The following is a 25,436-nucleotide window of genomic DNA, read 5'->3' as shown; positions in this document are numbered from 1 at the left end:
GCGGGTCGAACGGAATTAAACGACCTCGGGCCACACGAGGGTGGCCGACCCCCAGGTGAACCCGCCGCCGAACGCGGTGAGCAGCACCTTCTCTCCCGCGTGGATCTCGTCGCGAGCCACGGCGTCGGCCAGCGCGAGCGGGATGGAGGCGGCACCGGTGTTGCCCACGCGACTGATGTTGCCGAGCACCTTCTCGTCCGAAATGGACAGTCGCTGACCCACCAGGGAGAGGATCCTGGCGTTGGCCTGATGGGCGACGACGCGGTCGATTTCCGACGTGGTCCAGCCCACGTTCTTCAGTGCAGCAAGGGAAGATTCAGTCATTCGAGTGACAGCGTGCTGGAAAACCTCGCGTCCGCTCATGTGGAAATGACCGTCCGCGGGCCCGTACCGCCCCGGTTCCGCCCGTCCGCGCGCACCTCCGCCGGGCACGGTGATGAGGTCATGACCCGCGCCGTCGCTGCCGAGGTCGAACCCCAGCACCTCGCCCGGCTCGCCGGACTCGCCCGCGCGCAGGATCACCGCGCCGGCACCGTCCCCGAACACCACACCGGCACCGCGGTCGTCCGGCGAGATCAGCGTCGAGTAGACGTCCGCCGCCACGAGCAACACCCGCCGCGCGATACCGGCCGCGATCATCCCGCTGGCCGTGGCCAGCCCGTACACGAAGCCGGTGCAGACCGCGGACACGTCGAAGGCCGCCACCCCGCCCAGCCCCAGCCGCGTGGCCAGCACCGGAGCCATCCCGGGCATCGGGTGGTCCGGCGTCGACGTGGCCACCACCACGGCGTCCACGTCACCGGCAGGACTCTTCGCCAGCACCGCCCGCGCCGCGGCCAGCGCGAGATCCCCCGTCGACGTGCCCTCGTCGACCCAGTGCCGTGTGCCGATCCCCGTCCGGCGGCGAACCCAGACATCGTTCGTGTCCCAGTGCGCCGGAAGGTCCTCATTGGACACGACCCGTGGCGGCACGATTCCGGCCACGGCCTCCAGCACCGGTACCGGGCGATGCGTGTGCTCACTCACCGTGCGTCCTCTTTCTCACAGCCTCAAAGGGGGATGAGACTGAACGTACAGGGCGGGAGCACGACGCCCTTTCCCATCTACGAGACGGAGTTGTTCCGTTGAAAGGATTTCAGCTTCCTGGACCGGTCCAGGAAGACCGAGGGGGCGGAGGGTGAATCCGCCCCCCGCTGGCCTCAGACGTGGGCCACCGCGACGTCGACGATCCAGGTCACGCCGAACCGGTCGGCCAGCATCCCGAAGGCGGGCGCCCACTGCGCGGGGCCGAACTCCTCGATCACCGTGGCGCCCTCGGCGAGCCCTGCCCAGACCGGGGCGACCTCGTCGACGCTCTCACCGCGCACGGACAGGAAGAACGGCTCCTCGGTGACCGTGGTGCCGTTCACCCGGCGGGTGGTGGGCTCGCCGGGCGCGACCGGCTCGCCGGATCCGGGCACGTCGTAGGCCATGACGCGGAAGCCGTTCTCGGCGACGACCTCGCCGAACACCACGTTCTTGGCGCCGGGCACCTCGGCGGGCATGCCGAAGTCGGCGTACGTGATGACGGTGATCTGCCCGCCGAACACCGAGCGGTAGAACTCCAGCGCCTCCCTGGCCTGGCCGCGGAAGTTCAGGTGGGTAACTGCGTTGAGTGACATGAGAGGGACTCTGTCAGCAGTAGCGGACAGGGAACGTCCGCTACTTGTGCGAGGCTGAACCCATGCCGATCGCCGCCTCGACGACCACGTCCGGTCGCCTGCTGTCGTTGCTGTCCATGCTGCAGGTCCGCCGCGACTGGCCGGGCGGTCTGCTGGCGGAGCGCCTGGGTGTGAGCGAACGCACGGTCCGCCGCGACGTCGACCGGCTGCGTGAGCTCGGTTACCTCGTGCACGCGGTGAAGGGCCCCGACGGCGGGTACCGCCTCGAAGCGGGCAGTCAGGTGCCGCCCCTGCTGTTCGACGAGGACCAGGCCGTCGCGCTCGCCGTGGCGCTGCGGATCGCCGTCGGCACCGGCGCGGGCATCGAGGAGGCCGCCGCACGGGCGCTGGCCACCGTCCGCCAGGTCCTGCCGTCCCGCCTGCGGCAGCGCATCGACGCGCTGGAGGTCGAACCGGCCGGGCGCGGCCCCCAGGTGGACACCGAGCTGCTGGTCGCCCTGAGCACGGCCGTCCGCGCCTGCGAGGAGCTGCGGTTCGACTACGACGCTCCTGGCCGCCCGAGCACCCCTGAACCGCCGCGCCGGGTCCAGCCGCACCACCTCGTGGTCCGGGCGGGCCGCTGGTACCTGGTCGGATGGAGTCCGGAGCGCGAGGACTGGCGGACGTACCGCGCCGACCGCATGACGCTCCGCACCCCCAACGGCCCGCGCTTCCGGCCGCGCGAGGTGCCGGGAGGTGACGTCGCCGAGTTCCTGTCCGCCCGGTTCAAGGGCTCCGACACCAACGCCTGGCCCTGCCGCGGTGAGGTGATCCTCGACCTGCCGCTCGCCGACGTGGCCCCGTTCGCCGGCGGCGACACGGCCGAGGAAGACGGCACCCGGACCAGGCTGGTGACCGGCGCGTGGTCGTGGGCCGCGCTCGCCGCGAAGCTGGCCCGTTTCGACGCCGACGTCGAGGTGATCGGACCGCCCGCCCTGCGCGACGCGTTCGCGGACCTGTCCCGCCGGGCCGCCAGGGCCGCGGTCAGCCCTTGACGTCCACGGTGACCTCGGACAGCGGCGTGCTGGTGCAGGCGAGCACCTGCCCGGCGGACTTCTGTTGCGCGGTCAGGCAGTTGGGCTCCTGCTGCGAGACCCTGCCACCCAGCAGTTTCACCACGCACTCGCCGCAACTGCCGACCGTGCAGGAGTAGGGCATCGGCAGACCGGCCGCGAGCCCCGCGTCGAGCAGGGTCTGCCCGGGCTCGACCACCGCGGCGCCCACGGGTCGCCCGCCGTCCTCGACCCGCATCCGTTGCGGTGTATCGGAAACAACGGCCGCCGACGGCCCGCTGGCGTACCGCTCGACGAGAACGTGCTCGTCAGGAACGCTCAGTTCGGTCAGCGCCTGCCGGACGGTGACCATCAGCGCTTCCGGGCCGCAGAGGTAGAACCTGGCCTTGGGCAACGCAAGGGCAGTGACCCATGCCTGCACACCGGCAGCGTCCAGGCGTCCGTCCCGGGACGTCAGCACGTGCGTCACCGAGAGACGGCCGGGATGCTGCTCTCCCAGCGTGGCCAGCTCGGCGTCGAAGATGGTCTCCTCGACATCGCGATTGCTGTACAGGAGCGCGATTCGGCCCGTGCCGGGTGCGCTGAGGAGTGTGCGGATCATGCTCATCATCGGCGTCACACCGCTGCCCGCCGCGATCAGCACCACGCCGGCACTGGAGTCCTCTGGCAGGTGGAACGCACCCGACGGGCCACGCACGAACAGCCGGTCGCCGGCCGCGAGACCGTGGACGTGGGTCGAGAACCGCCCGACCTGCTTGACCGTGATCTCCAACCGCGACGAGCCGGGCGCCGACGACGCCGAGTAGGGCCTGCGCACCTGACGGCCGCCGACGTCGGCCACCAGCGTGAAGAACTGGCCGGGCCTGAAGTCGAACGGCTTGCCGTCCTCCAGCGCCACCGTGACCGCGCTCGGCGTCTCGCGGCGCACCTCGGCGACGCGCACCTCCCGCAACGGGTCCTCCGCGGCGGCACGGGGCCGGAGGCTCGCGATCTCGTAGCCTTCCTTGCGCAGGCCCGAGCGGTAGGCCAGGTTCATGACCGCCCGCAGCCACTTCTCCGGGATCAGTCGCATGATCCGGAGCATTCTGCTGCCGGTGTTGGCGGCCAGATGGCGGCCCGCCAGCGCCATGAGGTCCGGCACGTCGCGGTCGACGTCCGCGGTCCACAACCGGGCCCGCGCCACAGCGTCGCTCACGACCAGCTCGGCGGACTCGACGTCGACGAGTATCGCGGCGTGCGGCGGCGTTCCGTGCAGCGCCAACGGTTCCAGGTGCACGGGATCGACGGTGATCCTTCCCCGGCCGCGGACCTGCAGCACACCGGTCCGTCCCGGAACCAGCGCGGCGAACGAGAGCCGGTCGTCCTGCAGCAGGTTGTGCAACGAGTCGGCGCGCTTGTTGCCCTTGCGGTCCGCCAGCAGAAGCGTGCGGCCGTCCACGATCCGCACGACCGATCCCTTGTCGCCGCGGGGACTGGTGTCACTCCCACCCGATGAGTCCCATGTGGACAGCACCAGGAACGGTGCGGCCACGAGGAAGTCCGCGACACCGGCCTGAGCGAGCGGACCGTCGGCGATCTCAGGTGCCGGCCCCGCCGGTGCGGGCGGTTGCCACAGCCCGGACCGCAGGACGGCCTGAGCGCAGTGCACGTACACCTCCTCGACGTCGAAGATCACCTCGGCGCCACGGCGCGCGACCCCGTTGACCCGCAACGTCTCCCCCACGCCCGGCAGCAGGAAGACCAGCGACGCCGGCCCGTCGGCGACGGACCCGTTCACCGGAAAGGAGATCCGCGTCGGCGACTGCACCCGCGCGAAACCAGGCCTACCGCCGACGACCGTCGTGGTCGCGCCCTCCGCGTCCCGGTACCCGAAGCCCGCGACGGGACTGCGGGACAGCACCTCCACGCATCCCTCGTCGAGCGCCTTGAGCTGCTTCAACATGATCAGCGACGCGGGCCGCCCGACCACCGACTCGACCTCGTCCACTGTTGTGAGCAGATGACCGTCTTCCAGCTTGTTTTCCCAGCTCATACCACTATTATGAGCTTTTGCTCATGTCTTGAATACTCGCTTTTGCCGCCCAACGAGGAGACCGTCATGCCGTCGGCCCACCGCGACATCGACCCACGTCGGAAGCCTCGCCAGGTCCGGGCGGAACTCACCAGGGACCGCATCCTGACCGCGGCTGCTCACGTTTTCGCCGAGCACGGCTACGCCGCGGGCACCACCAACCGCATCGCCGAACGGGCCCGCGTCTCGATCGGTTCGCTGTACCAGTACTTCCCCAACAAGGACGCGATCCTGGCCGAACTGCTGGTGCGCCACGTGGACCGCGGCACGTGGACGGGAACCGAGAACCTCGACCTGGCACCGGGAACCCTGGAACCGGTCGTGCGGGCCCTGGTCCGCGACGCGATCGACAACCACCGCGACGACCCCCAGCTGCTCCGGATCATGGTCGAGGAAGGCCAGTACTCGCAGGAGCTGCGCGACTCGATCACCCGCCACGGCGCCCAGCGCGTCGCCCAGGTCCGCGACCTGTTCGCCCGCCACCCCGACGTCCGGGTGCACGACCTGGACACCGCGGTCGACCTCATCGTGTTCACCGTGGAGCTCAACACCCACCGGTTCGCCGCGTCCCCGCAGACGACCCCGGTCGAGACGTTCGAGAACGAGCTCGTGCACATGGTCACCCGCTACCTGCGCGGCGACTAGCGGCTACTTCTTCAGCCTGCGGCTCCCGGCGTGCCAGTCCTCGACCTTCCCGGTCTGCTGCGTCGTGACGCCGAACGACGGCAACTGCGGTTGCTCGCGCAGGCTGCGCTTGAGCTCGGCGAAGCCGGGGAACCGGGCGAGGCCGACGACGTGGTCCCACAGCTCGGCGGCCTGCTGCTCGTCGGGCATCCGGCTGATCACCGGTCCGAAGAACGCGACGCCGTGCGGCGGTTCGAAGTGGATGATCGGTGTGCCCACGTCCTTGCCCGTCAACGACAACGCCTCGTCGGACTCGGCCTGGATCTCGGCGTCGCGGGCCGTGTCGTCGAGAGCGCCGGCGAGCGAAGCCGGCAGACCGGCCTCGGTGAGCGCGGCGGCGGCGAGAGCGGGAGTGCCCTGCCAGCCGGGGATTCGCGCCTCGTCGGGACCGGTTTCGAGGATCCGGGCGCCGAACGCGGCGTAGAGCGGGCCGACCGCCTCACGGCCGTGCTTCTCCCGCACGGCCGACGCCACCCGCAGCAGCCGCAGGCCCGCCGTGTGCTGGGCCTCGTACTCCGCGGGGAAGTGGCTGTCGTAGTCGAGGTGCGAGTTGATCAGGCGCAGTGAGATGAACCGCCAGTCGACGGTGTAGCCGCGCTGCGCCTGGACGAGCCTGACCCACTTGCTCGTCATCCACGCGAACGGGCAGATCGGGTCGAAGTAGAAGTTGACGTCAGCGTTGCCGCTCATGAACTTTCTCCTGTCGTCAGTGCGGCGCCGAGTTCGGCGATGAGGTCGGACGGTTCCTCGATGCCCACTGACAGTCGCACGAGTCCGTCCGTGATGCCGAGCGCCTCGAGTTCGTCCGGCGGCAGGGACCGGTGCGTGGTCGTGGCGGGGTGGACGAGCGTCGTCGCGACGTCGGCGAGGCTTCCGGACAGCGGGATCGACGGCCTGAGGCGGTGGACGAGCTCGTCCACGGCGGGACGGCCGCCCGCGAGTTCGAAGGAGAGCATGCCGCCGGTGCCGTCGGGGTAGAGCCGCGCGGCGATGCCGGTGTGCGGATGGTCAGGTCGCGATGGGTGGTGCACGCGCGTGATCGCCGGATGCGTCGCGAGGAACTCGGCGACGGCCGTCGCGCCACGGGTGTGCGCCCGCATCCGGAGCGGCAGCGTCTTCAGGCCGAGCAGGGCCATCCAGGCGTCGAACGGGGCCTGCGTCGCGCCCAGGTGGACGACGGACTGCCGGATCCGGCTGATCAGGCCGGTTGCGCCCGCGACGATGCCGCCCATCGCCGCCGAGTGACCGCCCAGGTACTTGGGGATGCTGTGCCACACCAGGTCTGCGCCGTGCTCGAGCGGCCGGAACAGGGCGGGCGTGGCGAACGTCGCGTCGACGGCGACGGTGGTTCCGGTGCGCCCGGCGAGCGCCACCAGCGCGGGCAGGTCGGGGACCCGCAGCGTCGGGTTGGTCAGGGCCTCGACGAGCAGGAGGCGCGTCTGCGGCGTGAGCGCGCGGCCGACCTCGGCGAGATCCGCGGCGTCCACGAAGGTCGTCCGGATGCCGAGCCGCGGAAGATCGGTTTCGAGCAGGCTTCTGGTGCCGCCATAGGCATTGCGGTCGGCGACGACGTGATCGCCCGCCTCGGCCAGTGCGAGCACCGTGGCGGTGAGCGCGGCCATACCGGACGCCGTGGTGACCGCCTCGGCCGCACTCTCCAGGTCCGCCACCGCCCGTTCGAGGACGTGGCCGTTGTAGTGGCCGAAGCGGTAGTAGGCGTTCCCGCTGTCCTCGCCGTCGAGAACTCGGTGCAGCGAAGCCAGATCCGGGTAGCTGTGCACCGTCGTCTGGTGCAACGCGGGGACCAGCGGGCCGCTTTCGCCGTGGATGCCCGCCCGTGCGGCGCGGGTCGTCAGATGGGAGCGATCGCTCATCGTCACCGTCCAGGTCAGTTGAAGCGGGAGTAGACCGGTTCCGTCCAGCCGCCGGGGAAGGCGTTCTCGGTCCAGACGGCTTCGGCGATCCGGAACACCGTCTCCTGTCCGTTGGCGGGCCCGCTCTCGTCGCCGGACCGGCGCACCTCCGCCGTTCCCGTGAGCTGGAGGGTCGCCCCGGACCGCCAGTCCGGGAAGAGCAGGCCCGCCAAGGGGTTCAGGCCGAGGTTGCCGGCGGTCATCATCATCGCGTTGCCCACGTAGTCCGGCCAGGTCAGCTCAGTGGGCGAGACGACCTTGACGAACCCCGGGTTGCCGCCGCGGTGCGAGACGTCGGCACCACCGGCGGCCGCGGTCGCGATGAAGAACGTGTCGGCGGACGACACCAGGACCGACTGGGCCGTGTCGAGTGCCTCGCTCCACCGTGCCACGGGGTGAAAACCGTCGGGCTCCTCCGTCATCACGCGGGCCTGGATGTACTTGGGGCAGTTGCCGAACGCCTGGTGCACGTCGATCTCACCGCCCCCGGCCACGGGCCGCCACCGGCCGTTGATCCGCAACCTCTTGCGCATCACCAGGTCGATGGCGAGCGTGCCCACGTCCGCCTCGTCCCGCAGGACGCCGGCCAGCGGGTCTGTCGGCACGACGGTCGCGTTGGCGCGCAACGTGTGCGAGTCGAGCGCGGACAGAAACCCTTCAGGGCCTACCAGGTTCGTGGCCCACGGCCGTCCGTCGCGGTCCTGGGCACCCAGCACCAGCATCTGCTGGCGCGTCAGGAAGTCGAACGCTCCGCGCGGGATGGCGTCCGAGATGATCGGCCGGACCCTCGCCGCCAGCTCGGAGGTTCCGGCCACCCGTTGCGCTTCGAGCTCGCCGGGGTGGAAGGCGAGCCGGTCGACGAGGTTCGTCACGGCGTCAGAAGGTCAGGACCTGGTAGCCGGACCGCACCAGTTCCCCGATGCTGCCGACACCGTTGGTACCGGGTGCCTGGTTCTGGCTGACCTGCTTGATGCCCTCGGCCTCCACGCCCTCGGTCGCACCGAAGACGACCGCGCAGCCGCCGGACGCCACCGTCGCGACCTGCTTCTTCACCGCGGTGTACAGCTCGTGCGCGGGGTGCGCCGCGTCCGCCAGCACGGCCGGCCAGCGGGTGCCCGCGCCCTGGAAGAGCACCAGGGCCTCGCCGCCCTGCGCGAACTCCCACGCGGCGGCGAGCGCGTTGAAGACGCGGCCCAGTGCCTCCTCGGTGCCGGTCGACGGGTCGGACAGCACCACAACGGCGGTCTTGCTGCTCATGGACTTGCTCCTCGCGGTTCGGAAGGCCAACGCGAACCATAGTTACCGAACGATCGGTAAACTTCAAGGTGACCACGCCCACTGGTCGCTCGGCTTCACTTCCGCAGTTTTTGACCGTACGTTCGGTAACTCAATTCGAGGACTGCTACCCAGGAGGAATCGGGATGGACGTCACCATCTCCGCGCGGACAGCGGTGGCCGCGGACGTGATCGCGCTGACCCTCGTGGCGGCCGACGGGCAGGACCTGCCGCCCTGGCGACCGGGCGCCCACGTCGACGTGGCCCTCCCGACCGGGCTCACGCGCCAGTACTCGCTGTGCGGCGACCCCGCGGACCGGTCGCGTTGGCGCATCGCGGTCCTGCGCGAGCGAACGTCGCGAGGCGGTTCGGCGTGGCTCCACTCCCCAGCCGCGGAAGGCGCCACGGTGACGGTAGGCACCCCTCGAAACCTCTTCGAACTCGTCCCCGCTGACGGCTACGTCTTCATCGCGGGCGGGGTGGGCATCACGCCGATCCTGCCGATGATCGCCGAGGCGGAACGGTCCGGCGTCCCCTGGACCCTCTGGTACAGCGGCAGAAGCAGATCCATGTCCTTTGTGGATGATCTAGCCGGGTACGGCGACCGCGTTCACCTCGTCCCCGGCGGCCGCGTTCCGATCCCCGAGGTACTGGGTACGCCCACCAGCGGAACGGCCGTGTACTGCTGCGGCCCCGAGCCGATGATCGAGGCGGTGCGAGAAGCCTGCGGCACCTGGGAACCCGGCACGCTGCACGTCGAGCGGTTCGTCGCGGAAAGCTCGCCGACCGACGGAAGCACGGGCTTCGACGTGCGCTGCGCACGGTCCGAAGTGGACGTCAGGGTCGAGGACGGGGTCTCGGTGCTCGACGCCCTGCTGAAGGCGGGCGTCGAGGCGGACTACTCGTGCACGCAGGGTTTCTGCGGCACCTGCGAGACACGCGTGCTGGAAGGAACCCCGGACCACCGCGACGACTACCTCGACCACGAGAAGTCGCCGGACACGATGATGATCTGCGTGTCGCGGTCCCGGTGCCCGAGGCTGGTGCTCGACCTCTAGTTCTCCAGGTCAGGCAACAGGAGGGACGGCATGAGCGCGATGCTCTCGGCGAACGCCTCGTGGTCCCCCATCACCCGCCCCAGCACCAAGGCACCCTCGATGCGCAGGAAAGCGTCCTTGGCGGCGTGCACCGCGTCGTCAGGCTTGCGCCCGGCCCGTTGCGACGCCTCGGCCATCACGTCGATCCACGTCCGCGCGAGCGAGCGCGCCTGCTCCCGGATCTTCTCCGGCGCCCCGGCCAGCGTCATCGTGTCGAGCACGCAGGACAACGCCCCCGCGCCGTAGAAGTCGGCGAGCCTGGTCGCCGTCTCCCCCATCCCCCTGGCGACGTCCTCGTCCTCCCGCATCGGCTGCAGGATCCACAGGAACCGCTGCCCGACCTCGTTCAGGACGGCCTCCGCCATCTCCTCCTTGCCGTTGGGAAACCGGTGGTAGAGGCTCGCCCGCCGCAGCCCGGAGGCCGTCGACAGGTCGCCGATGGAGGTCCCGTCGAACCCCTTCTCGCGAAACACCGCCATGAGGAGGTCGATCAGGTCGGCTTCGCCGATCAGAGGAGGTCGTGCCATCCCTCCACATTACCGAACCTTCGGTCAAATAGAGGGCTCAGCGGCGGAACGGCCGGCGAGGATCACGTGCCGGCAGGCCGTCGAAGGGCGTGAACCACGCGGGTGCGGTGTAGTCGCCCATCCGCAGGTCCCGGTTCTGCTCGTCGTCGGGGTCCTCGATGCCGTCCCGGCTGGGATCGAACAGCTCGAGAATGTCGTTGTCCTGAAACAGGACTTCCCTCAGCAGTTCCCAGTCGAGATCGTCGGTGTGCGCCGCAAGCGTGCTGAAGTCGTTCTCCAGCAACGCCCCGCCATCCTCGGCCGCGCAGCTCAGCATGAGATGCAGCGCCATCTCTTCGGCCACACAGGACGGTTGCGGCACCCGCCCCGCCGCCAGGTCCTCGGCGAGATCGTCGAACGACCGCGCGGCCTGACGACGCCAGATCGCGTTCTGCCGCCACGTGATCCGCGGGAACTCGTCGAACACCGACCACTGCACGGTCGTCGTCACCGGGTCATCGCCGTACTCGGCCACGTCGTCGTAGGCGTGATCGGCGAGCAGCCCCGCCATGCGCCACAACACGGCCGCCGTGCGCGACGTCACCTGAAAGCCGGCACACCGCCCGCACGACGGCCGCCCGCACGCACACACCTCGAACAACACGGCGAAGTCAGGCGACGCCGGCCGCAGGTGGCCGTTCGCCTCGACCGAGTACTCCGCATCACCGACCTCGACACCCTCGACGTCCACCACGGCGTCCAGGTCGAGGAGGAGCGACAGCGCGGCGGCCGAGTCCCCCGCGACGTCGTCTCGTTCAGCGGCACGCAGTTGTTCCTGCGCCTGCTCGGAGTCCTCGTCCAGCGCGAACACCATTCCGTCGATGTACGCCAGCGCCGCCCGCTCCAACGCCGCCGGGTCCGCCACGTCCACCTCGAACTGGGCGGTGACCTTGAACCTGCGTCCGGCGACAGCGTCGTCATCGACCATGCGACGCAGCTTAGGACCAGCGACTTTCCGCAGCACGGCAGTCTGCGGCTCGGTGCTCGCGGCGAGCCTCGTCAGCAGTCCGTCAGGTGCCGCACAGCCGTGTCAGAGCTTTGTCAGCGCCATGTCCCAGCCTTGCCCAAAGGCACTGCACTCGCGCCGTCCTCACGTACACGGCTCCCGGCGCTGGACCGAGACCGTGGCCAGGCTCTACCGAACGGAAGAACACCGCATGAAGACAAAGATGAAGCCCCAGGGCGCCACCGCGGCGCTGGCGACCTTCGCTGTCCTGGGCTGCCTGACGTTGAGCGCGACGCAGGCTTCAGCCGCGCCGTCCCAGGCCGGGACCGCGGCCGCGCTGCCCGTCGTCAACATGGAAGCCACCGTCCTGGCCGCCCAGATCGATCCCCGGCGCGCCGACGACACGCTGACCCCGGGCGCCAAGGATTCCGTGCTGGCCGTCGAGCGGGCCCTCCAGGCACGCAATCTGCTGGACGCCCAGTGGGTCGACGGCTACTTCGGAACCACGACCATCAAGGCGTACGCGGCCTACCAGCGTTCGCTCGGATACACCGGCCTGGCCGCGAACGGGCTGCCCGGCCCGAGTTCACTGGCCACGCTCGGGCAGAGCCGGTTCACCGTCTCCCACGTGATCAAGCCGGGTTCGAAGGTTCAGCGTGACGGCTACGTCGTCAACACCCGCACCCAGGCGATGCTCACCGAGACCGAACGTCTGCTGGGACGTCGTCTCGTGCTGGACCAGGGCTCCTACAACCCCGGCGGCGACCCGACCTCCGCCGGCACCCACGACGGCGGCGGCGTCGTGGACATCAACGTCGACGGCATGTCCGCCGCCACCCGCACCGCGGTCGCCCGTGCGCTGCGCCAGGTCGGCTTCGCCGCCTGGGTCCGCAGCCCGTCCCAGGGCAACTGGCCGTGGCACATCCACGCCGTGGCGATCAACGACACCGACCAGGCCACCCAGGCCCAGAACCAGGTCGGTGACTACTACCTCGGCTTCAACGGCCTCGCCAACCACCTCCCCGACGACGGCCCCCGGATCCCGATCAAGACCTGGGAGGACTACCAGCGCGCGAACTGACCAGAAGCCACCCCGATCATCGACACTTCTCGAAAAGGTAAACCCGTGAAAATCGCACGCGCGATGCTCGCCGTCGCCGGGACCGCACTGGCCCTGGTCGCACCTCTCATGGCCGCCTCCCCCGCGTTCGCCGCGAGCCGCGACGGGGACTGCGACAGCGGCGAGTTCTGTTACTACTACAACAGCAACCAGGCCGGCTCGATCTCCGACTTCACCGGCTCGATCAGCGACCTCGGCGCCACTCAGCCGTCCTGCTACGAGTTCAAGGGCGCCGGCGCCGGCCAAGGCGTGTGCGTGAAGAACAACGCGGCATCAGTGCGCAACCGCACCAGCCACACGGTGCGGGTCTACTTCAACAGCGGCTACGGCGGAGCGAGCCAGGACTTCGCCCCCGGCGCGACCGGCAACCTCAACGCCACGCTCAAGAACAACAACGCCAGCCACAAGTTCCTCACCGGAGGCGGCGGTTCAGAAAGCCCCACGAACGACTACGACGGCCGCCCCCGCGGGTTCGCCCAGAACAACTGCACCGCCTTCGCGGCCTACCGGATCGCCAGCAGGCTCGGCGTCCCCAGCTTCAGCAACTCCTACGGCGGCACCACCTGGGGCAACGCCGGCACCTGGGACGACGCAGCCCGCCGCGTCGGCGTCACGGTCAACAAGACCCCGAAGGTCGGCGCCATCGCCGTCAACGACGTGCACAGGGTCGGTCACGTCGCCTACGTCAACGCGGTCCACTCCGACGGCTCGTTCGACGTCGAGGAATACAACTGGAACAACCCGCTCGCCTACGGCACCCGCAAGAACGTCCACGTGAGCAACGCCCAGGCGGACTTCCAGTGGATGCTCCACTTCTGACCGGCCAGTGATCACCTCGAGGTGCCGGTAGTCCCTACCGGCACCTCGAGTTCGCCCAAGGGACCAGGCGCACTCCAGGCAGGCAGCCAGCGCTCACAGTCCGATGACCGGCCGCGTGGCTTTGAGGTCGCTCTGGAACGGATCCTCTCGCAGGTATGCCTTCGGGCGTGGCTGCGTGAGCTCGAACCTCTTCTGTTCCAGCGCCAGACGTTCCTGCAGGAACCTGACGGCGAAGGCCGCGCCCGCCACGAATTCCGGGGAAGCGTCGTCCGGTGTGTGCTGGTGCCACTCGTCCGGGTACGGCAGGTCGAGGTCGACGCCCATGGACACGAGTACCGCCTTGAGCTTGCTCACCTCATCCGAGAGCGGCGAATGGTCGAGCTTCTTCTTCCGGCGGGGCACCAGTGCCTCCTAAAAGATCTGTACCTGGGCCTTGGAGCTGAGCCGATCGAGCCCGGTGACCGACTGGTCGCGGTTGAGCATCAGCTGGATCGGCCGGTCCTCGAACGCGCTCACGTCGAGCGGGTGTGAGTACCCCCGCAGGTCGAGCCTGTTCAACGCGGGCAGTTTCGCCAGCGCGGCCACGTCCACCAGCGCGGCACAGTTGCGCAGACCGAGTGACCTGACCGACGGGTGCTCCAGCACCGGGCTCAGATCGGCGGAGTCGCCGACGCGGTCGACCTCGAGCCTGCGCAACTCGGTGAGGCCCGCCGCGAAACCCAGGTCTGTCAAGGGTTCGCTGCTTTTGAGCACCAACTCGCGCAACGACTGCAGCAGCATCAAGTCGTGCGTGTCGGCAAAGCCGTCCGCTGTGAGGTTCAGGTACTCCAACGACAACGAGGCGTGCAGCGGCGAGATCGAGCACCGCCCGTTCACCCGCGCCAGCAACCTGGTGAGACCGCGCAACCCGTACAGCACCGACAGGTCGTCGAGCCGATCCGGGTAGATCTGCACATGTGCGCTCACGAGTTTGCGCAGCCGCCGCAGATGGGGCAGCCAGGCCACGTCCTGCACGTCGATGTGCCCCTGCAACAACGGCGCATCCCCCAGCACGATGTCCGCGTACCGTGCCGGGTCGAAGTACCGCCAGCAGTCGATCAGCTCGAACTGCACGTCCGAGCGCGGATCTCCCGCGTAGCAACGCAGCAACTCCAGTGCGTCGTTCTGCGTCGACAGCGCGACCGAGCGGATCACCGCCCGAGCCGAGTTGTCCGTCAGACCGTTCAAGGTGTCGGGCAGCCGGCTCAGCAGCTGGCTCCCCAGCGTCGCGAGCACGCTCACCTCACCCAGATCCTGAGGTGGGATCACCTCGCGGGCCGCGACATCCACCGCCTGGATGACGTCCGCGGGCACCTCGACCGCCATCTCCAGGCAGGCCACGCACAGCAGGATCAACTGACGCCGCAGGTCGCTTTCCGACGGGTCGTAGGCGCGGTTCAGGATGCCGCGCAACAACCAGCCGCGCTGCTGCGGTGACGCGTGCGCACAGGCCATCAGCAGCGTTTCCCGCCACAGGTCCGAGTGCGCGACGTTGATCAGCATGTCGATGCTGTTGCGGTCGACGGCTTCCCGCGCCGCCAGGAACTCCTGGAACGTGCGGTGCACGAAGTCGATCCGTCCCAGCGCCGGTTGCCGGATCACACCGCTGCGCACGGACAGGAACTTCAGCACTTCTTGCGGTGACAACAGGACGTTCGGCATCATGTCGATCTGGCGGCGCACCTGGTGCAACGCCTCTTCCACGGACATCTCCGCGCGGCCGTTCTCGTTCAACCACCACGCCAGCGACCGCAGCAGCGACCGTTTCTCCGACAGGCTCAGCTGCTGCTCCCGTGCCGATGGCACGCCGTAGTCGGCGTCGCGACGTTCGAGCAGCATCTCCAGTGCGGCGTCGTACAGCGCCATCCGGTCTCGCGGCAGGTTCGCCTGCCGGTCCAGGTTCAACGCGGCGATCATGGCGCACAGCAACGGGCTGCGCGCCAGCGAGCTCAGATGTGACCGCGACTCCAGGTTGGCGAGCAACGACCGCTCGTGGCTCGCCACGTCTTCTCGCCTGCACGGCAACAGTTCGTCCCGGCCGTGCGTCGCGTCGAGCAGCGCCTGGTGCCAACGGCTGACGAACACCCGCACGTCCTCGGGTGTCATCCTGTCCAGCATCACGGTGTCGAAGCTCTCGTGGGCCAGCCACTTGTTCCCCACCGCGGAGGGTCGCGACGTCAGCACCACCCGCGCCCTGGGGTAGGTGCGAACGAGGTCCTGGATCCACTCACGGACCTTCTGCCGCTCGGCCTCGACCAGTTCGTCCACACCGTCGACCATGAACAGCGCGCCGTTCGCGGTCGCTGTCCGGTGGACCCACCCGTCGGGCACGTGGCCCCACGACAACGCGTTGGCATGCGTGAGGATCTGGTCTCCGACCGGCAGACGACTGCCGGCGAAGTCGCGCAGTTTGACCAGGAACGGCACCAGCCCGTTCCACCCGGCCATCGCACCGGTGAACCGCTGCCGCGCCGCCGTGATCGCGAGCCACTGCAGCAAGGTCGTCTTGCCGGCACCCGCGTCCCCCTGGATCACCACACGCCATCGGGTACCCAGCGCTTCCTCGACCCGCAGCAGGCGTTTGTTCGTCCCGGCCTGGTCGAACTGGGAGAACTCGTCGATCCGCCGAGTGCCGCGCTCCGGTGCGGTCTCGATTGACGCGGACAGGCTGAGGTACGCGACTGAGAGGGTCATCCGCGGCTCGTAGTAGATCGTCGTGATGCCGAGCAGGTCGAGCCGGTCGTACGCCTCGATGACGCGTTTCAGGTAGCTGCCGCGGAACTCGTCGTCCTGGTCAGCCGCCATCACGTTCTCCGGCCGCGCGGCGGGCAACCGGTCGAGCACCAGTTCGATCTGCGCGGCGAGTGTGGAGAGCCGTGCGAGCGTCTCGGCGGCCGCGCGCGCGTGGAACTCGGGCAGCTCCAGCACCAGATAGGAAAGGCAGTAACAGGCCTGGGTCAGCACCAGCTGGTAGAACGCCTCGCCCGGCTCGGACAACCCCGCGTGACGCTCTACCTCGCTCATCTGCCGGCGGACTGTGGTCGCGAGCTTCCTCGGTTCGAGATCGCTGTCCAGCAGCACGCGGTCGGACAGGTCGGCCTGGGTGATCGACTCGATCACCTCGAGCAGCGCGGCCGACCGCTCGTTGTCCTCGAGCCCGGTGAACTCGATGTCGCACAGCGGCGTGAGCCGTTCGACGATCTGGTCCTCGATCTCTTCGAGCTTCCGCTTGAACTGCCGCTGCTGACGCAGCGCGGGGAACCGGTGGGCGATCAGCTCGGCCAACGGCATGCCGCGCCGCACCGTCTTTCCGCGCTCCAGGAGCCATGAGGTCGCCAACCTGGCGGCGACCGTCGAGGCGAGTCTCAGGAGTAGCTGTTCCACGCGGGTCCGCAGCCCTTCACCGGTTGAGACGAGTGAACAAGCTTTGTCCGCAAACGAAGCAACATCAATCCGGCGATCGAGTGGGACTCACAACGCCGGGCGCCAGGTGGCGGGATCACCCAACGCCGAGAGAATGGTCCTGGGCCGGAGCTGCTCGGTCCGAGACCGGACCCCCTTCGCGGAAGGCAGTCGTCGTGCCGCTCATTCATCCGTCCGATCCCCGCCACCAGGCTCGCCCTCACGTGGAGGCCAACCCCGTGTTCACCCGTGAGCCCGGCCGCATCCCCAGGGACCGCATGCCGGAGGGCGAACTCGACGCGGACACCGCCTATCAGGTGGTGCACGACGAGCTGATGCTCGACGGCAACTCCCGGCTCAACCTGGCCACCTTCGTGACCACCTGGATGGAACCGCAGGCAGCGACGCTGATGGCCGAGTGCGTCGACAAGAACATGATCGACAAGGACGAGTACCCGCGCACCGCCGAACTCGAGCAGCGCTGTGTTCGAATGCTCGCCGCGCTCTGGCACGCCCCCGACGCGGACCAGCCGACCGGCTGCTCCACCACCGGTTCCAGCGAGGCGTGCATGCTCGCGGGACTCGCGTTGAAACGCCGCTGGCAGCACCGGCGCCGCGCGGTGTCCCTGCCGGTCGACCGGCCGAACATCGTCATGGGCATCAACGTCCAGGTGTGCTGGGAGAAGTTCGCCAACTACTGGGACGTCGACTGCCGGCTGGTGCCGATGGAAGGCGATCGCTTCCACCTCACCGCCGACCAGGTCGCCGAGCACTGCGACGAGAACACCATCGGCGTGGTCGCCGTGCTCGGCTCCACGTTCGACGGCAGCTACGAACCGGTCGCCGAGATCTGCGCTGCCCTGGACGCGGTGCAGGCCGACAGGGGCTGGGACATCCCGGTGCACGTGGACGGCGCGTCCGGCGCGATGATCGCCCCGTTCTGCGATCCCGGTCTGGAGTGGGACTTCCGGCTGCCCAGGGTCGCCTCGATCAACACCTCCGGCCACAAGTACGGACTGGTCTACCCCGGCGTCGGCTGGGTGCTCTGGCGCGACGCCGCCGCGCTGCCGGAGGACCTCGTGTTCCACGTCAACTACCTCGGCGGCGACATGCCCACCTTCGCGCTCAACTTCTCCCGCCCCGGCGCCCAGGTGGCCGCCCAGTACTACTCGTTCCTACGACTGGGCCTGGAGGGCTACACCCGCGTCCAGAACTACAGCCGCGACGTCGCCACCAGCCTCGCCGCCCGAATCGAAGGCCTCGGCCCGTTCCGCCTCCTCACCCGCGGCGACCAGCTCCCCGTCTTCGCCTTCACGGTCACCGACGACCGCTTCTCCGTGTTCGACGTCTCCGCCGCCCTGCGCGAACGCGGCTGGCTCCTCCCCGCCTACACCTTCCCGGCCAACCGCGAAGACCTCGCCGTGCTCCGCGTCGTGGTCCGCAACGGCTTCACCCACGACCTCGCCGACCTCCTCGTCGACGACCTCATCCGCTGCCTGCCCACGCTGCAGGCCCAGCAACAACCTCGTCACACCGAAGCCTCCGCCGCCTTCTCCCACGGCGCCGATGGCGACAAGCGATGACCTCGTCGCACGAGGAGAGCTGGGACCCGTGTCCGGTCCCCAGGGTCGCTGGTGCCGCTCCCGTTCGGCGGCGCGTGGACGACCGCCTGCTCACCGTGTTTCCGGTCGTCAGCGCAGGAACTTGAGCAGCATCGCGGTGAGCTCCTGAGGTCGTTCCTCGGTGAGCCAGTGACCGGTGTCAGCCATGACCTGGGTCTCGACATTGGCGGCGTAGCCCTGCCACTGAGTGCCCACGGCACCGCTGAGGGCTTCCTCGCCTCCGATGGCCAGGACGGGCAGCTGGAGCAGCCCCGCCTCGCGGAACCTCTCGTTCTGGACGATGTCCGTGTGAAGGGCTTGGTACATGTCCATCCACGCCTTGAACCGGCCTGGCTCACGGAGGTACCGGGCGTAGAACTCGTAGTCGCGGTCGTCAAAGGCGCCGTCCACTGCCAGGTACTGCTCGATGAACCCCTTGACCAGGTCGCGTTCGTGTCCACGGACCAGGTCCTGAGCGAAGTCCTTCTGGAAGAACCCGAGGTGCCACGTGGACAGCTCGCCCTCCGCGGGGAAAGCCGGGAACGTGTAGAGGGACCGGTCGGGGATGGGCCCTTCCATCACCACCATTCGACTGACCTCGCCGGGCCACATGGCGGCGTACGGGTAGGCGATCCACGCACCGATGTCGTGGGCGACGATCTGGACACCCTTCTCGAGGTTGAGCCGGGTGAGCAGCTTGTGCACGTCGTCGGCCAGTTGTGCCGTGTCGTAGCCCTTCTGCGGGACGGAGGAGTCTCCGGTCCCGCGCAGGTCGACCGCGATCACGGTGTGGTTCTTGGCTAGTGCCTTGAGCTGCGGCTCCCACTCGGCGGAGGTCTGCGGGAAGCCGTGCAGCAGCACCACCGGCGAGCCGTTACCGCCGCGGAGGTAGTGCATCCGGAAGCCGTTCACTTGCGCGTACTTCGACTGGAAGCCGTCCGGCGGTCGGTAGGACAGCCCGGCCGTGGCGGCCGACTCCGTCCTCGAGTTCACGCCGACGTCCGCTGAGACCGGTCCGGGCCCTGTGAGAACGGCGATTCCGGTGATGGCGACGGCAGTCCTGATCAGGACGGTCATTCTTCTTCTCATGGTTCTCTCCCGGCTAGTTGCTCGAGGGGCGCAGTGAGGTGAGCAGGAGGCCGCCGGCGATGACCGCGATGGCACCCACGATCAAGGGGGCGGTCGCCGACTGACGGTCCACGATGACTCCGCCGGCGGCCGCCCCCGTGGCGATGGCGAGATTGCACACGGACACGATGACGCCGCTGACCTGCTCGATCCGGGTCGGCTCGGTGTGCGCTCCCCAGGTGAGCACCGTCGTAGGGACACCGCCGAATCCGAAGCCCCACAGCGCGACGGCGAGCAGGAGGCCGTGTCCGCCGATGGTGTACATGACGAACATTCCGGCTGCGAGAGCGGCAGGAAAGAGGAACAGTCCTGCGCGCAGTGACCGGTCTGCGAGCGGCCCGGCCAGCAGCGTGCCGAGGAAGTTGGTGACGCCGAAGAAGATCAGCAGGCCGGCGAACGAGCCGGGGTCCAGTCCCGCGATGGCGTCGACGGCAGGCCGGATGAACGTGAAGCCGCCGAAATGCCCGCTGAAGATGAGGACTACGGCGAACAGTCCCGCAACGATCGTGCCGGAACGCAGGACTCCTCCGAGTGCCCGGAGGCCGCCCGCGGCCGGTGGCGTCACGCGCGGCAGTGTCACGGCCTGGGCGGCCAGCGCGATCCCGGCGATGCCGGCCCCCATGATGAAGGTGCCACGCCAGCCCCAGACTTCGCCGAGCCAGGCGCCAAGGGGAACGGCGACGACCGTGCCGAGGGCCACTCCGGAGCTGATGACCGTCAGCGCGCGTCCGAGGTGACTCTCGTGCACCAACTGCGCGGCGACCGCGGTCGCCATGGCCCAGAAGCCGCCGAGCGCCGCCCCGAGCAGCAGACGAGCGAGCATGACGGTTGCCAGGCTGGGTGCCATCGCAACGAGAAGGTTCGACACCACCGCGAGCAGGGTGAGGCCCATCATCACCCACCGTCGGTCGGCTCGCGGGAGCACCACCGAGAGAAACAGGGCCGAGGCCGCGGCGGCGAAGGCGGTCGCGCTGACGGCCTGCCCGGCCGCGCCGGTGGACACGTTCAGGCCGTCGGCGATCTCCGGGAGCAGGCTCGCGGGCAGGAACTCGGCGATGATGAACGCGAAGATCCCGAGGCTGAGAGAACCGACGCCGGCCCAGGCCTGCGGGCCGCCGGCGGCCGAGGCACCGTCCAATGCCTTGTGACGGGTGGTCATGTGATGCCTTTCAAGGCGATGCTGTGCGTCACGTAGCGGCTGCGGGAATGTGCGCGCCGCCTCCAGAGGTGACTCCCGGGTGGCAATCCGCTCAGTGGTCGAGGGCGGCCATGTTGGCTTCGTCGTAGCGGTCGCCGGTGGCCGGCGTCAGGTTGTTCAGCCGGGTGATCTGGCCGTCGGTGAGGCTGACGCGGTCGGCGGCGGCGTTCTCCTCCAGCCGGTCGATGCGCGTGGTGCCGGGGATGGGGACGATGTCGTCGCCCTGAGCGAGCAACCAGGCCAGGGCGACCTGCGCGGGCGTGGCCTCGGCCTCGGCGGCGACGGCGCGGACCTCGTCGACGATGCGCATGTTGCGTTCGAGGTTGCCTCCCGCGAATCGCGGGTTGGTACGGCGCCAGTCGCCGGCGTCGAGGTCGTCCAGCGTGCGGATGCCGCCGGTGAGGAACCCGCGGCCCAGCGGGGAGTACGGAACGAGGCCCACGCCCAGCTCCCGCAGGGCCGGCAGCACCTCGGCCTCGGGGTCACGGACCCACAACGAGTACTCGGACTGCACCGCGGCGATCGGATGAACAGCGTGCGCCCGCCGGATCGTCGCGGGCCCCGCCTCCGACAGTCCGATGTGACGGATCTTGCCCTCGGCCACCAGCTCCGCCAGCGCCCCGACGGTCTCCTCGATCGGCGTGTCCTGGTCGCCCCGATGCTGGTAGACGAGGTCCAGGTGGTCAGTGCCGAGGCGGCGCAGTGATCCCTCCACCGCGAGCCGGACGTTGGCCGGGCTGCTGTCGTTGCCCAGGCGGCCGGTGTGGGAGATGTGACCGAACTTGGTGGCGAGCACCGCCTCGTCCCGCCGTCCCCTGACGGCACGGCCGACCAGTTCCTCGTTGACGTAAGGGCCGTACGCCTCGGCGGTGTCGATGTGAGTGACGCCGAGGTCCAGGGCCCGCTGGATGGTGCGGATCGACTGGTCGTCGCGCTGGCCGGCGCCGGTGTAGAAGGCCGACATGCCCATGGCACCCAGGCCGATGCGGGAGGTCTTCAGCCCGCCGAGCGAGGTGGTTGTCATCGTGGTGATCCTCTTCCGTGGTGAGTCCGACGCTTTAAGTTCCGATCGGTACAGAACGCTAACACATCTGGACCGAACGGTAGTAAAGTCGGCGTCATGAGTGGATCCCAGCGCACAGTGTTCGGCCGCCCCCGGGAGTTCGACATCGACGAGGTGCTGGAGCGCGCGATGCAGGTGTTCTGGGCGCGGGGGTACGACGGCACCAGCCTCACGGACCTGACCGACGCGATGGGGATCACCAAGTCGAGCATGTACGCCGCCTTCGGCAACAAGGAGCAGCTTTTCCGCAAGGCCGTGCAGCGCTACGCCGAGGGGCCGGCCTCCTACGCGACACGCGCCCTGCAGGAGCCCACGGCGCGGGAGGTGGCCGAGGCGTTCCTCCGGGGAGCCGTCCGGACGACGACGTCGCCCAACGCCCCCGCCGGATGCCTGTCCGTTCAGGGAGCGCTGGCGCTGAGCGAGCAGGGCCGGCCGGCGCACGACGTGCTGGTCGGCTGGCGCATCGATGCGGGTGACCAGCTCGAGGCGCGCTTCCGGCGCGCCGTCGAGGAGGGCGACCTCTCGGATGACGCCGACCCGGGACGCCTCGCCCGTTTCATCATGACGACGGCATTCGGCATCGCCGTCCAGGCCGCGAACGGCCTCGGTCCCGACACGCTCGACGAGATCGTCGACACGGCACTGCTGTCCTGGCCGACGTGACCACGGCGCACGGGCCCAAGCACTCGAAAGGCGAAGACACGTCATGAGAACACCCAGGAACTCGACTGAGCGGCCATGCGGGAGACGCCCGCTCGGCGTCGGGATCGTGGGGCTGAGCGCGTCCGGCGGATGGGCGGCTGGGGCCCACCTGCCCGCGTTGTCAGCGGTCGACGGCATGGAGCTCACCGCCCTGTCGACGAGTTCCCGGGCGTCGGCCGCCGCTGCCGGCGCCGCGTTCGGGGTGCCCGGCTACGCCTCGGTCGACCAGCTCGTGGACGACCAGAACGTCGACCTCGTGGTCGTCGCGGTCAAGGTGCCCCAGCACCGCGAGCTGGTGCTGCCCGCGCTACGGGCGGGAGTGCCGGTGCTCAGCGAATGGCCCTTCGCCACCGACCTGGCCGAGGCCGTGGAGATGCAAAACGCCGCCGGCGAAACGCGTAACTTCATCGGGCTTCACGGGCGTTCCTCGCCCACCATCCGCTGGCTGGCCCGCCTGGTCGCCGACGGGTACGTCGGGGACGTGCTGTCCGCGACGGTGCTGGCGTCATCGATCGAGTGGGGAACCCCGGTCTCCGAGCGGATGCGATACACCCTCGACCGCACACTCGGCGCCACGATGCTCACCATCGCTTTCGGAAACGCCATCGACGTGGTGTCGATGATCGTCGGTGAGCTGCAGGACGTGGTCGCCTCGACGACGACCCGGCGCCCGATCGTTCCACTCGGCCACACCGGACAAACGGTCAGGATGACCGCCGAGGACCAGATCGCCGTCTCCGGCGCGCTGCACGGCGGAGCGATCCTCTCCGTCCATCACCGTGGAGCAACGGCGTCCGGACCTGGGTTCTCCCTGCTCATCGACGGCACCGAGGGAACTCTCGAAATCACTTCCACGAGCGGGTATCCACACCTCGGCCCCGTTGCGGTGCGCGGCGCACGAGGTCACCTCCCTCTGTCTCAGCTGACACTGCCCGATGGCCACGACGACTACCCCCACCTGGCCGGAGAACCAGTTCACAACCTGGCGCACACATATGCGGCGATCCGGAACGACCTCATCGACGGCACCGCGACCGCCCCGGACTTCGCCCACGCCGTGAGACGTCACCGACTCCTGGACGCAGTCGTCAGATCGGCCGCCGAGGGACGACGCGTGTCTCTCGCGGAACTCTGACAAGGAGTTCCCGTAATCCGCTGGACGGCTTCGCCTCCGGCGATCACCGCACCGCTGCATTCACGACTACCTCAAACGAGCAGATCCCGCACGGAAGGACCAGTGTTGATGACCGAGAACAGCCTGCACGACTTGTATCTGCGATACATCGCGGCACTCAACGCCCACGAGTTCGGCGGCATGGACGAGTTCATCTCCGACGAAGTTCTGCTCGGCGGCGAGCCCGGCACACGGGACGCCGTCGTCGAAGTCCTTGAGGGGATCGTCGACGCCGTGCCGGACATCCACTGGGAGATCCAGGAGATCCTGTTCGACCGCGACGGCATCGCCGTCCGCCTGACCAACACCGGCACGCCCGCGAAGGAATGGCTCGGCGTCCAGCCGTCCGGGGCCTCGTTCAAGATCGTCGAGTACGCGATCTACAAGGTCCGTGACGGCAGGTTCATCCACATGACCAATCTGCACGACTCGGCCGAGATGCTCCGCCAGCTAACCGCTTGACCTCTCCGGCTACCCGGCGACGTTCTGGCGCTATATCCAGGGCCGCAACGGCGCGCGTGAAGACGTAGGCGTACTCAGCGAACTGCTCCTACGTCCACATCGGACGGCACCCTCGACACGTTCCGTCTCCCGGACTCGCGTCGCGCCCTGGATTGAGACAGCTCGCGTTCTGGTCGATGACAAGCACTTCCTGCTGTAACTTGTCGCCAAGCTGAGAGACGAGATCCAGGACCTTGAGTTCCCGCCGGCACCAACTGCGACGCATGGAGATGCGCAAGTTCAGAACCTGATGATCAGTGGCGCTGCTGCACTTTGCTGCTGCACCGGCGAAGAAAGACGCCGTCGACTCCAAAGCGCCGAGGGCCGTCGGCGTGCTGCCGACCTGTGGGCGATCACCGATGTCGACACGACGACGGACCACGGGGCGGAGTTGACCAGCCAGAAGACCACACGGCTGGCAGCCGGTGCGTTGCGAGGGTTGGTCTAGGACTGTCTGCGTGACCACCCCGGCGAGGAGTTCGGCCCTGCCGCGATCGCGAAGGCCCTGGACGGAAAGTCATCGGGGGCGGTGAGCAACGCACTGGACAAGCTGGTCGCGAACGGTACGGTCGCGCAGGCCAACGACAACCCGAAGCGTTCGCCCTGGCCCGCGCGAAGCAGACGGCGATTCCGGTCCCGGCCAGTTAGCCCGCGTCTGGGTCAGACCCAGCCGTGTCCCGACGACATGTGGCTGTCGCCGAGAAGAACCGTTAGCAGCTCAAGTGCCCTTCTGCCTCACGCCAGGTCGATCGCGTGGCAGAGGGACGAGGGCCGTGCTCTCGGCCGGGGTCTGGCGGCGCTCACTGCGTCTGGACCGCGTCGTAGAACGACTTCGCGAGTTCGCGTAGCGGCCCTCGGCACCCCTGCGACCTCGGCGCCGGTTTGTCTGCTGGCTTGTACTCGAGACTCAGCACGGCGTTCTTGTCGAGGATCATCAGGGTGCAGCTGCCGTTGTCCTTCGGTGTCAACCATTTCGCCTTCTCGCCGACCTGCACGTCCTCGGCGGTGCCGTCGTCGGCTGGGTCGGAGCCCGGTTTGGAGGACGCGTCGTAGGCTTCACGAGCCTTGAGCCCGCCCCGGCCGGCACCGGCTGGATACGAGATGTCGCCAACGTCGTCTCGCCACGCCGATACCTGCAAGTTGACCCGCGGCCAGTCGGGTATGCGCTGGAACTCGCAGCCGGTGAGCATGTCGGACGCTGAAGGCCTCTCGTTGCCTGACCGGAGCGGCGGCAGACCTGTCACCTTGTCGGTCACCTGCCGGCAGGTCGGGAGTGCTGTGTACTTGGCTGGCACGAGTGTGGACGGTGTGGTGGCCGTCGGCGGCGCGATCGACGTGCTTTCCGGCCTGCCGATCACCGTGCCGCCACCAGTGCACGCCGCCGTACCCAGCACGAGCACCGCCATGCCCACGATCCCGGCGGA

24 protein-coding genes are annotated in these 25,436 nt (G+C 68.9%); 9 read left to right on the top strand and 15 right to left on the bottom strand.

What is annotated here, in order from left to right:
* Window positions 1–15: 15 nt before the first annotated feature.
* Window positions 16–1,026 (bottom strand): beta-ketoacyl-ACP synthase III, encoded by a 1,011-nt coding sequence (locus ACIQF0_RS02430; protein ID WP_401023647.1) that lies wholly within the window; start codon window positions 1,024–1,026, stop codon window positions 16–18.
* 173 nt (window positions 1,027–1,199) lie between these two features.
* Window positions 1,200–1,661 carry a VOC family protein gene (locus ACIQF0_RS02425; RefSeq protein ID WP_401023645.1) on the bottom strand — a complete coding sequence of 154 codons (462 nt, stop codon included), beginning with the start codon at window positions 1,659–1,661 and terminating at the stop codon, window positions 1,200–1,202.
* Between the two features lie 62 nt (window positions 1,662–1,723).
* Here ACIQF0_RS02425 and ACIQF0_RS02420 point away from each other — a divergent pair, with 62 nt between their 5' ends.
* Window positions 1,724–2,695, top strand: coding sequence for a helix-turn-helix transcriptional regulator (locus ACIQF0_RS02420; RefSeq protein ID WP_401023643.1), 972 nt, complete (start codon window positions 1,724–1,726; stop codon window positions 2,693–2,695).
* Here ACIQF0_RS02420 and ACIQF0_RS02415 read toward each other — a convergent pair.
* Entirely contained in the window at window positions 2,685–4,745 is a 2,061-nt protein-coding gene (locus tag ACIQF0_RS02415; RefSeq protein ID WP_401023641.1) for a 2Fe-2S iron-sulfur cluster-binding protein, read from the bottom strand. The two genes, ACIQF0_RS02420 and ACIQF0_RS02415, sit on opposite strands and share 11 nt — an antisense overlap.
* Before the next feature lie 66 nt (window positions 4,746–4,811).
* On the opposite strand from ACIQF0_RS02415, the gene ACIQF0_RS02410 reads away from it, so the two are divergent.
* Entirely contained in the window at window positions 4,812–5,429 is a 618-nt protein-coding gene (locus ACIQF0_RS02410) for a TetR/AcrR family transcriptional regulator (RefSeq protein WP_401023640.1), read from the top strand.
* A 3-nt stretch (window positions 5,430–5,432) separates the two neighbouring features.
* Here the strand turns inward: ACIQF0_RS02410 and ACIQF0_RS02405 are convergent, their stop codons facing one another.
* Genes ACIQF0_RS02405 through ACIQF0_RS02390 form a run of 4 tightly spaced genes read right to left on the bottom strand, consistent with a single transcriptional unit; the run spans window position 5,433 to window position 8,638 of the window.
* A complete protein-coding gene (locus tag ACIQF0_RS02405; RefSeq protein WP_401023638.1) occupies window positions 5,433–6,158 on the bottom strand; it encodes a hypothetical protein in 726 nt (241 codons plus the stop codon).
* Complete coding sequence (locus ACIQF0_RS02400; protein ID WP_401023636.1) at window positions 6,155–7,342, bottom strand: trans-sulfuration enzyme family protein; 1,188 nt, start codon at window positions 7,340–7,342, stop codon at window positions 6,155–6,157. The genes ACIQF0_RS02405 and ACIQF0_RS02400 overlap by 4 nt, the downstream gene beginning before the upstream one ends.
* Before the next feature lie 14 nt (window positions 7,343–7,356).
* Window positions 7,357–8,253 (bottom strand): pyridoxamine 5'-phosphate oxidase family protein, encoded by an 897-nt coding sequence (locus ACIQF0_RS02395; RefSeq protein WP_401023634.1) that lies wholly within the window; start codon window positions 8,251–8,253, stop codon window positions 7,357–7,359.
* Window positions 8,254–8,257: 4 nt separating this feature from the next.
* Window positions 8,258–8,638: a hypothetical protein gene (locus ACIQF0_RS02390; RefSeq protein ID WP_360031042.1), complete on the bottom strand. Its 381-nt coding sequence runs from the start codon at window positions 8,636–8,638 to the stop codon at window positions 8,258–8,260.
* Window positions 8,639–8,802: 164 nt separating this feature from the next.
* On the opposite strand from ACIQF0_RS02390, the gene ACIQF0_RS02385 reads away from it, so the two are divergent.
* Complete coding sequence (locus ACIQF0_RS02385) at window positions 8,803–9,714, top strand: PDR/VanB family oxidoreductase (RefSeq protein ID WP_401023632.1); 912 nt, start codon at window positions 8,803–8,805, stop codon at window positions 9,712–9,714.
* Here the strand turns inward: ACIQF0_RS02385 and ACIQF0_RS02380 are convergent.
* Window positions 9,711–10,280, bottom strand: coding sequence for a TetR/AcrR family transcriptional regulator (locus ACIQF0_RS02380; protein ID WP_401023630.1), 570 nt, complete (start codon window positions 10,278–10,280; stop codon window positions 9,711–9,713). The two genes, ACIQF0_RS02385 and ACIQF0_RS02380, sit on opposite strands and share 4 nt — an antisense overlap.
* A gap of 37 nt (window positions 10,281–10,317) precedes the next feature.
* Window positions 10,318–11,247, bottom strand: a complete 930-nt coding sequence (locus ACIQF0_RS02375; RefSeq protein WP_401023629.1) for a hypothetical protein — start codon at window positions 11,245–11,247, stop codon at window positions 10,318–10,320.
* Window positions 11,248–11,488: 241 nt separating this feature from the next.
* Between ACIQF0_RS02375 and ACIQF0_RS02370 the strand changes: the two genes are divergently transcribed.
* Window positions 11,489–12,346, top strand: a complete 858-nt coding sequence (locus ACIQF0_RS02370) for a peptidoglycan-binding protein (RefSeq protein WP_401027663.1) — start codon at window positions 11,489–11,491, stop codon at window positions 12,344–12,346.
* A gap of 45 nt (window positions 12,347–12,391) precedes the next feature.
* Entirely contained in the window at window positions 12,392–13,204 is an 813-nt protein-coding gene (locus tag ACIQF0_RS02365) for a CHAP domain-containing protein (RefSeq protein ID WP_401023628.1), read from the top strand.
* Between the two features lie 93 nt (window positions 13,205–13,297).
* On the opposite strand, the gene ACIQF0_RS02360 is transcribed toward ACIQF0_RS02365, so the two are convergent.
* Together ACIQF0_RS02360 and ACIQF0_RS02355 are read right to left on the bottom strand one after the other, a co-directional pair.
* Complete coding sequence (locus ACIQF0_RS02360) at window positions 13,298–13,606, bottom strand: hypothetical protein (RefSeq protein WP_401023626.1); 309 nt, start codon at window positions 13,604–13,606, stop codon at window positions 13,298–13,300.
* A 9-nt stretch (window positions 13,607–13,615) separates the two neighbouring features.
* Window positions 13,616–16,627 (bottom strand): NACHT domain-containing protein, encoded by a 3,012-nt coding sequence (locus tag ACIQF0_RS02355; RefSeq protein ID WP_401023624.1) that lies wholly within the window; start codon window positions 16,625–16,627, stop codon window positions 13,616–13,618.
* Between the two features lie 242 nt (window positions 16,628–16,869).
* On the opposite strand from ACIQF0_RS02355, the gene ACIQF0_RS02350 reads away from it, so the two are divergent.
* Window positions 16,870–18,228: a glutamate decarboxylase gene (locus ACIQF0_RS02350; RefSeq protein WP_401027660.1), complete on the top strand. Its 1,359-nt coding sequence runs from the start codon at window positions 16,870–16,872 to the stop codon at window positions 18,226–18,228.
* Window positions 18,229–18,336: 108 nt separating this feature from the next.
* Here the strand turns inward: ACIQF0_RS02350 and ACIQF0_RS02345 are convergent, their stop codons facing one another.
* The 3 genes from ACIQF0_RS02345 to ACIQF0_RS02335 all read right to left on the bottom strand — a co-directional run bounded on the left by ACIQF0_RS02345 (window position 18,337) and on the right by ACIQF0_RS02335 (window position 21,596).
* Window positions 18,337–19,335, bottom strand: a complete 999-nt coding sequence (locus tag ACIQF0_RS02345; RefSeq protein WP_401023622.1) for an alpha/beta fold hydrolase — start codon at window positions 19,333–19,335, stop codon at window positions 18,337–18,339.
* Window positions 19,336–19,348: 13 nt separating this feature from the next.
* Window positions 19,349–20,533 carry an MFS transporter gene (locus tag ACIQF0_RS02340; RefSeq protein WP_401023621.1) on the bottom strand — a complete coding sequence of 395 codons (1,185 nt, stop codon included), beginning with the start codon at window positions 20,531–20,533 and terminating at the stop codon, window positions 19,349–19,351.
* Window positions 20,534–20,624: 91 nt separating this feature from the next.
* Window positions 20,625–21,596, bottom strand: coding sequence for an aldo/keto reductase (locus ACIQF0_RS02335; protein ID WP_401023619.1), 972 nt, complete (start codon window positions 21,594–21,596; stop codon window positions 20,625–20,627).
* 96 nt (window positions 21,597–21,692) lie between these two features.
* Between ACIQF0_RS02335 and ACIQF0_RS02330 the strand changes: the two genes are divergently transcribed.
* From ACIQF0_RS02330 to ACIQF0_RS02320, 3 genes are all read left to right on the top strand, one after another.
* Window positions 21,693–22,298: a TetR/AcrR family transcriptional regulator gene (locus ACIQF0_RS02330; protein ID WP_401023617.1), complete on the top strand. Its 606-nt coding sequence runs from the start codon at window positions 21,693–21,695 to the stop codon at window positions 22,296–22,298.
* Window positions 22,299–22,404: 106 nt separating this feature from the next.
* Window positions 22,405–23,472 (top strand): Gfo/Idh/MocA family protein, encoded by a 1,068-nt coding sequence (locus ACIQF0_RS02325; protein ID WP_401023616.1) that lies wholly within the window; start codon window positions 22,405–22,407, stop codon window positions 23,470–23,472.
* A gap of 108 nt (window positions 23,473–23,580) precedes the next feature.
* Entirely contained in the window at window positions 23,581–23,973 is a 393-nt protein-coding gene (locus tag ACIQF0_RS02320; protein ID WP_401023614.1) for an ester cyclase, read from the top strand.
* Between the two features lie 839 nt (window positions 23,974–24,812).
* Here ACIQF0_RS02320 and ACIQF0_RS02315 read toward each other — a convergent pair.
* Window positions 24,813–25,418, bottom strand: a complete 606-nt coding sequence (locus tag ACIQF0_RS02315) for a hypothetical protein (RefSeq protein WP_401023613.1) — start codon at window positions 25,416–25,418, stop codon at window positions 24,813–24,815.
* Window positions 25,419–25,436 lie beyond the last annotated feature (18 nt).

It is taken from the genome of Lentzea sp. NPDC092896, assembly GCF_044754905.1.
In the GTDB taxonomy this organism is placed as follows: Bacteria; Actinomycetota; Actinomycetes; order Mycobacteriales; family Pseudonocardiaceae; genus Lentzea.
This window is presented reverse-complemented; position numbering and strand designations above follow the sequence as displayed.

What these genes read in the sequence shown, in the direction of transcription:
- ACIQF0_RS02420 (WP_401023643.1), top strand. Translation starts at nt 1,724, where the DNA reads ATGCCGATCGCCGCCTCGACGACCACGTCCGGTCGCCTGCTGTCGTTG.
- ACIQF0_RS02375 (WP_401023629.1), bottom strand. Translation starts at nt 11,247, where the DNA reads ATGGTCGATGACGACGCTGTCGCCGGACGCAGGTTCAAGGTCACCGCC.
- ACIQF0_RS02340 (WP_401023621.1), bottom strand. Translation starts at nt 20,533, where the DNA reads ATGACCACCCGTCACAAGGCATTGGACGGTGCCTCGGCCGCCGGCGGC.
- ACIQF0_RS02370 (WP_401027663.1), top strand. Translation starts at nt 11,489, where the DNA reads ATGAAGCCCCAGGGCGCCACCGCGGCGCTGGCGACCTTCGCTGTCCTG.
- ACIQF0_RS02415 (WP_401023641.1), bottom strand. Translation starts at nt 4,745, where the DNA reads ATGAGCTGGGAAAACAAGCTGGAAGACGGTCATCTGCTCACAACAGTG.
- ACIQF0_RS02405 (WP_401023638.1), bottom strand. Translation starts at nt 6,158, where the DNA reads ATGAGCGGCAACGCTGACGTCAACTTCTACTTCGACCCGATCTGCCCG.
- ACIQF0_RS02385 (WP_401023632.1), top strand. Translation starts at nt 8,803, where the DNA reads ATGGACGTCACCATCTCCGCGCGGACAGCGGTGGCCGCGGACGTGATC.
- ACIQF0_RS02335 (WP_401023619.1), bottom strand. Translation starts at nt 21,596, where the DNA reads ATGACAACCACCTCGCTCGGCGGGCTGAAGACCTCCCGCATCGGCCTG.
- ACIQF0_RS02330 (WP_401023617.1), top strand. Translation starts at nt 21,693, where the DNA reads ATGAGTGGATCCCAGCGCACAGTGTTCGGCCGCCCCCGGGAGTTCGAC.
- ACIQF0_RS02345 (WP_401023622.1), bottom strand. Translation starts at nt 19,335, where the DNA reads ATGAGAAGAAGAATGACCGTCCTGATCAGGACTGCCGTCGCCATCACC.
- ACIQF0_RS02315 (WP_401023613.1), bottom strand. Translation starts at nt 25,418, where the DNA reads ATGGCGGTGCTCGTGCTGGGTACGGCGGCGTGCACTGGTGGCGGCACG.
- ACIQF0_RS02320 (WP_401023614.1), top strand. Translation starts at nt 23,581, where the DNA reads ATGACCGAGAACAGCCTGCACGACTTGTATCTGCGATACATCGCGGCA.
- ACIQF0_RS02380 (WP_401023630.1), bottom strand. Translation starts at nt 10,280, where the DNA reads ATGGCACGACCTCCTCTGATCGGCGAAGCCGACCTGATCGACCTCCTC.
- ACIQF0_RS02390 (WP_360031042.1), bottom strand. Translation starts at nt 8,638, where the DNA reads ATGAGCAGCAAGACCGCCGTTGTGGTGCTGTCCGACCCGTCGACCGGC.
- ACIQF0_RS02410 (WP_401023640.1), top strand. Translation starts at nt 4,812, where the DNA reads ATGCCGTCGGCCCACCGCGACATCGACCCACGTCGGAAGCCTCGCCAG.
- ACIQF0_RS02400 (WP_401023636.1), bottom strand. Translation starts at nt 7,342, where the DNA reads ATGAGCGATCGCTCCCATCTGACGACCCGCGCCGCACGGGCGGGCATC.
- ACIQF0_RS02425 (WP_401023645.1), bottom strand. Translation starts at nt 1,661, where the DNA reads ATGTCACTCAACGCAGTTACCCACCTGAACTTCCGCGGCCAGGCCAGG.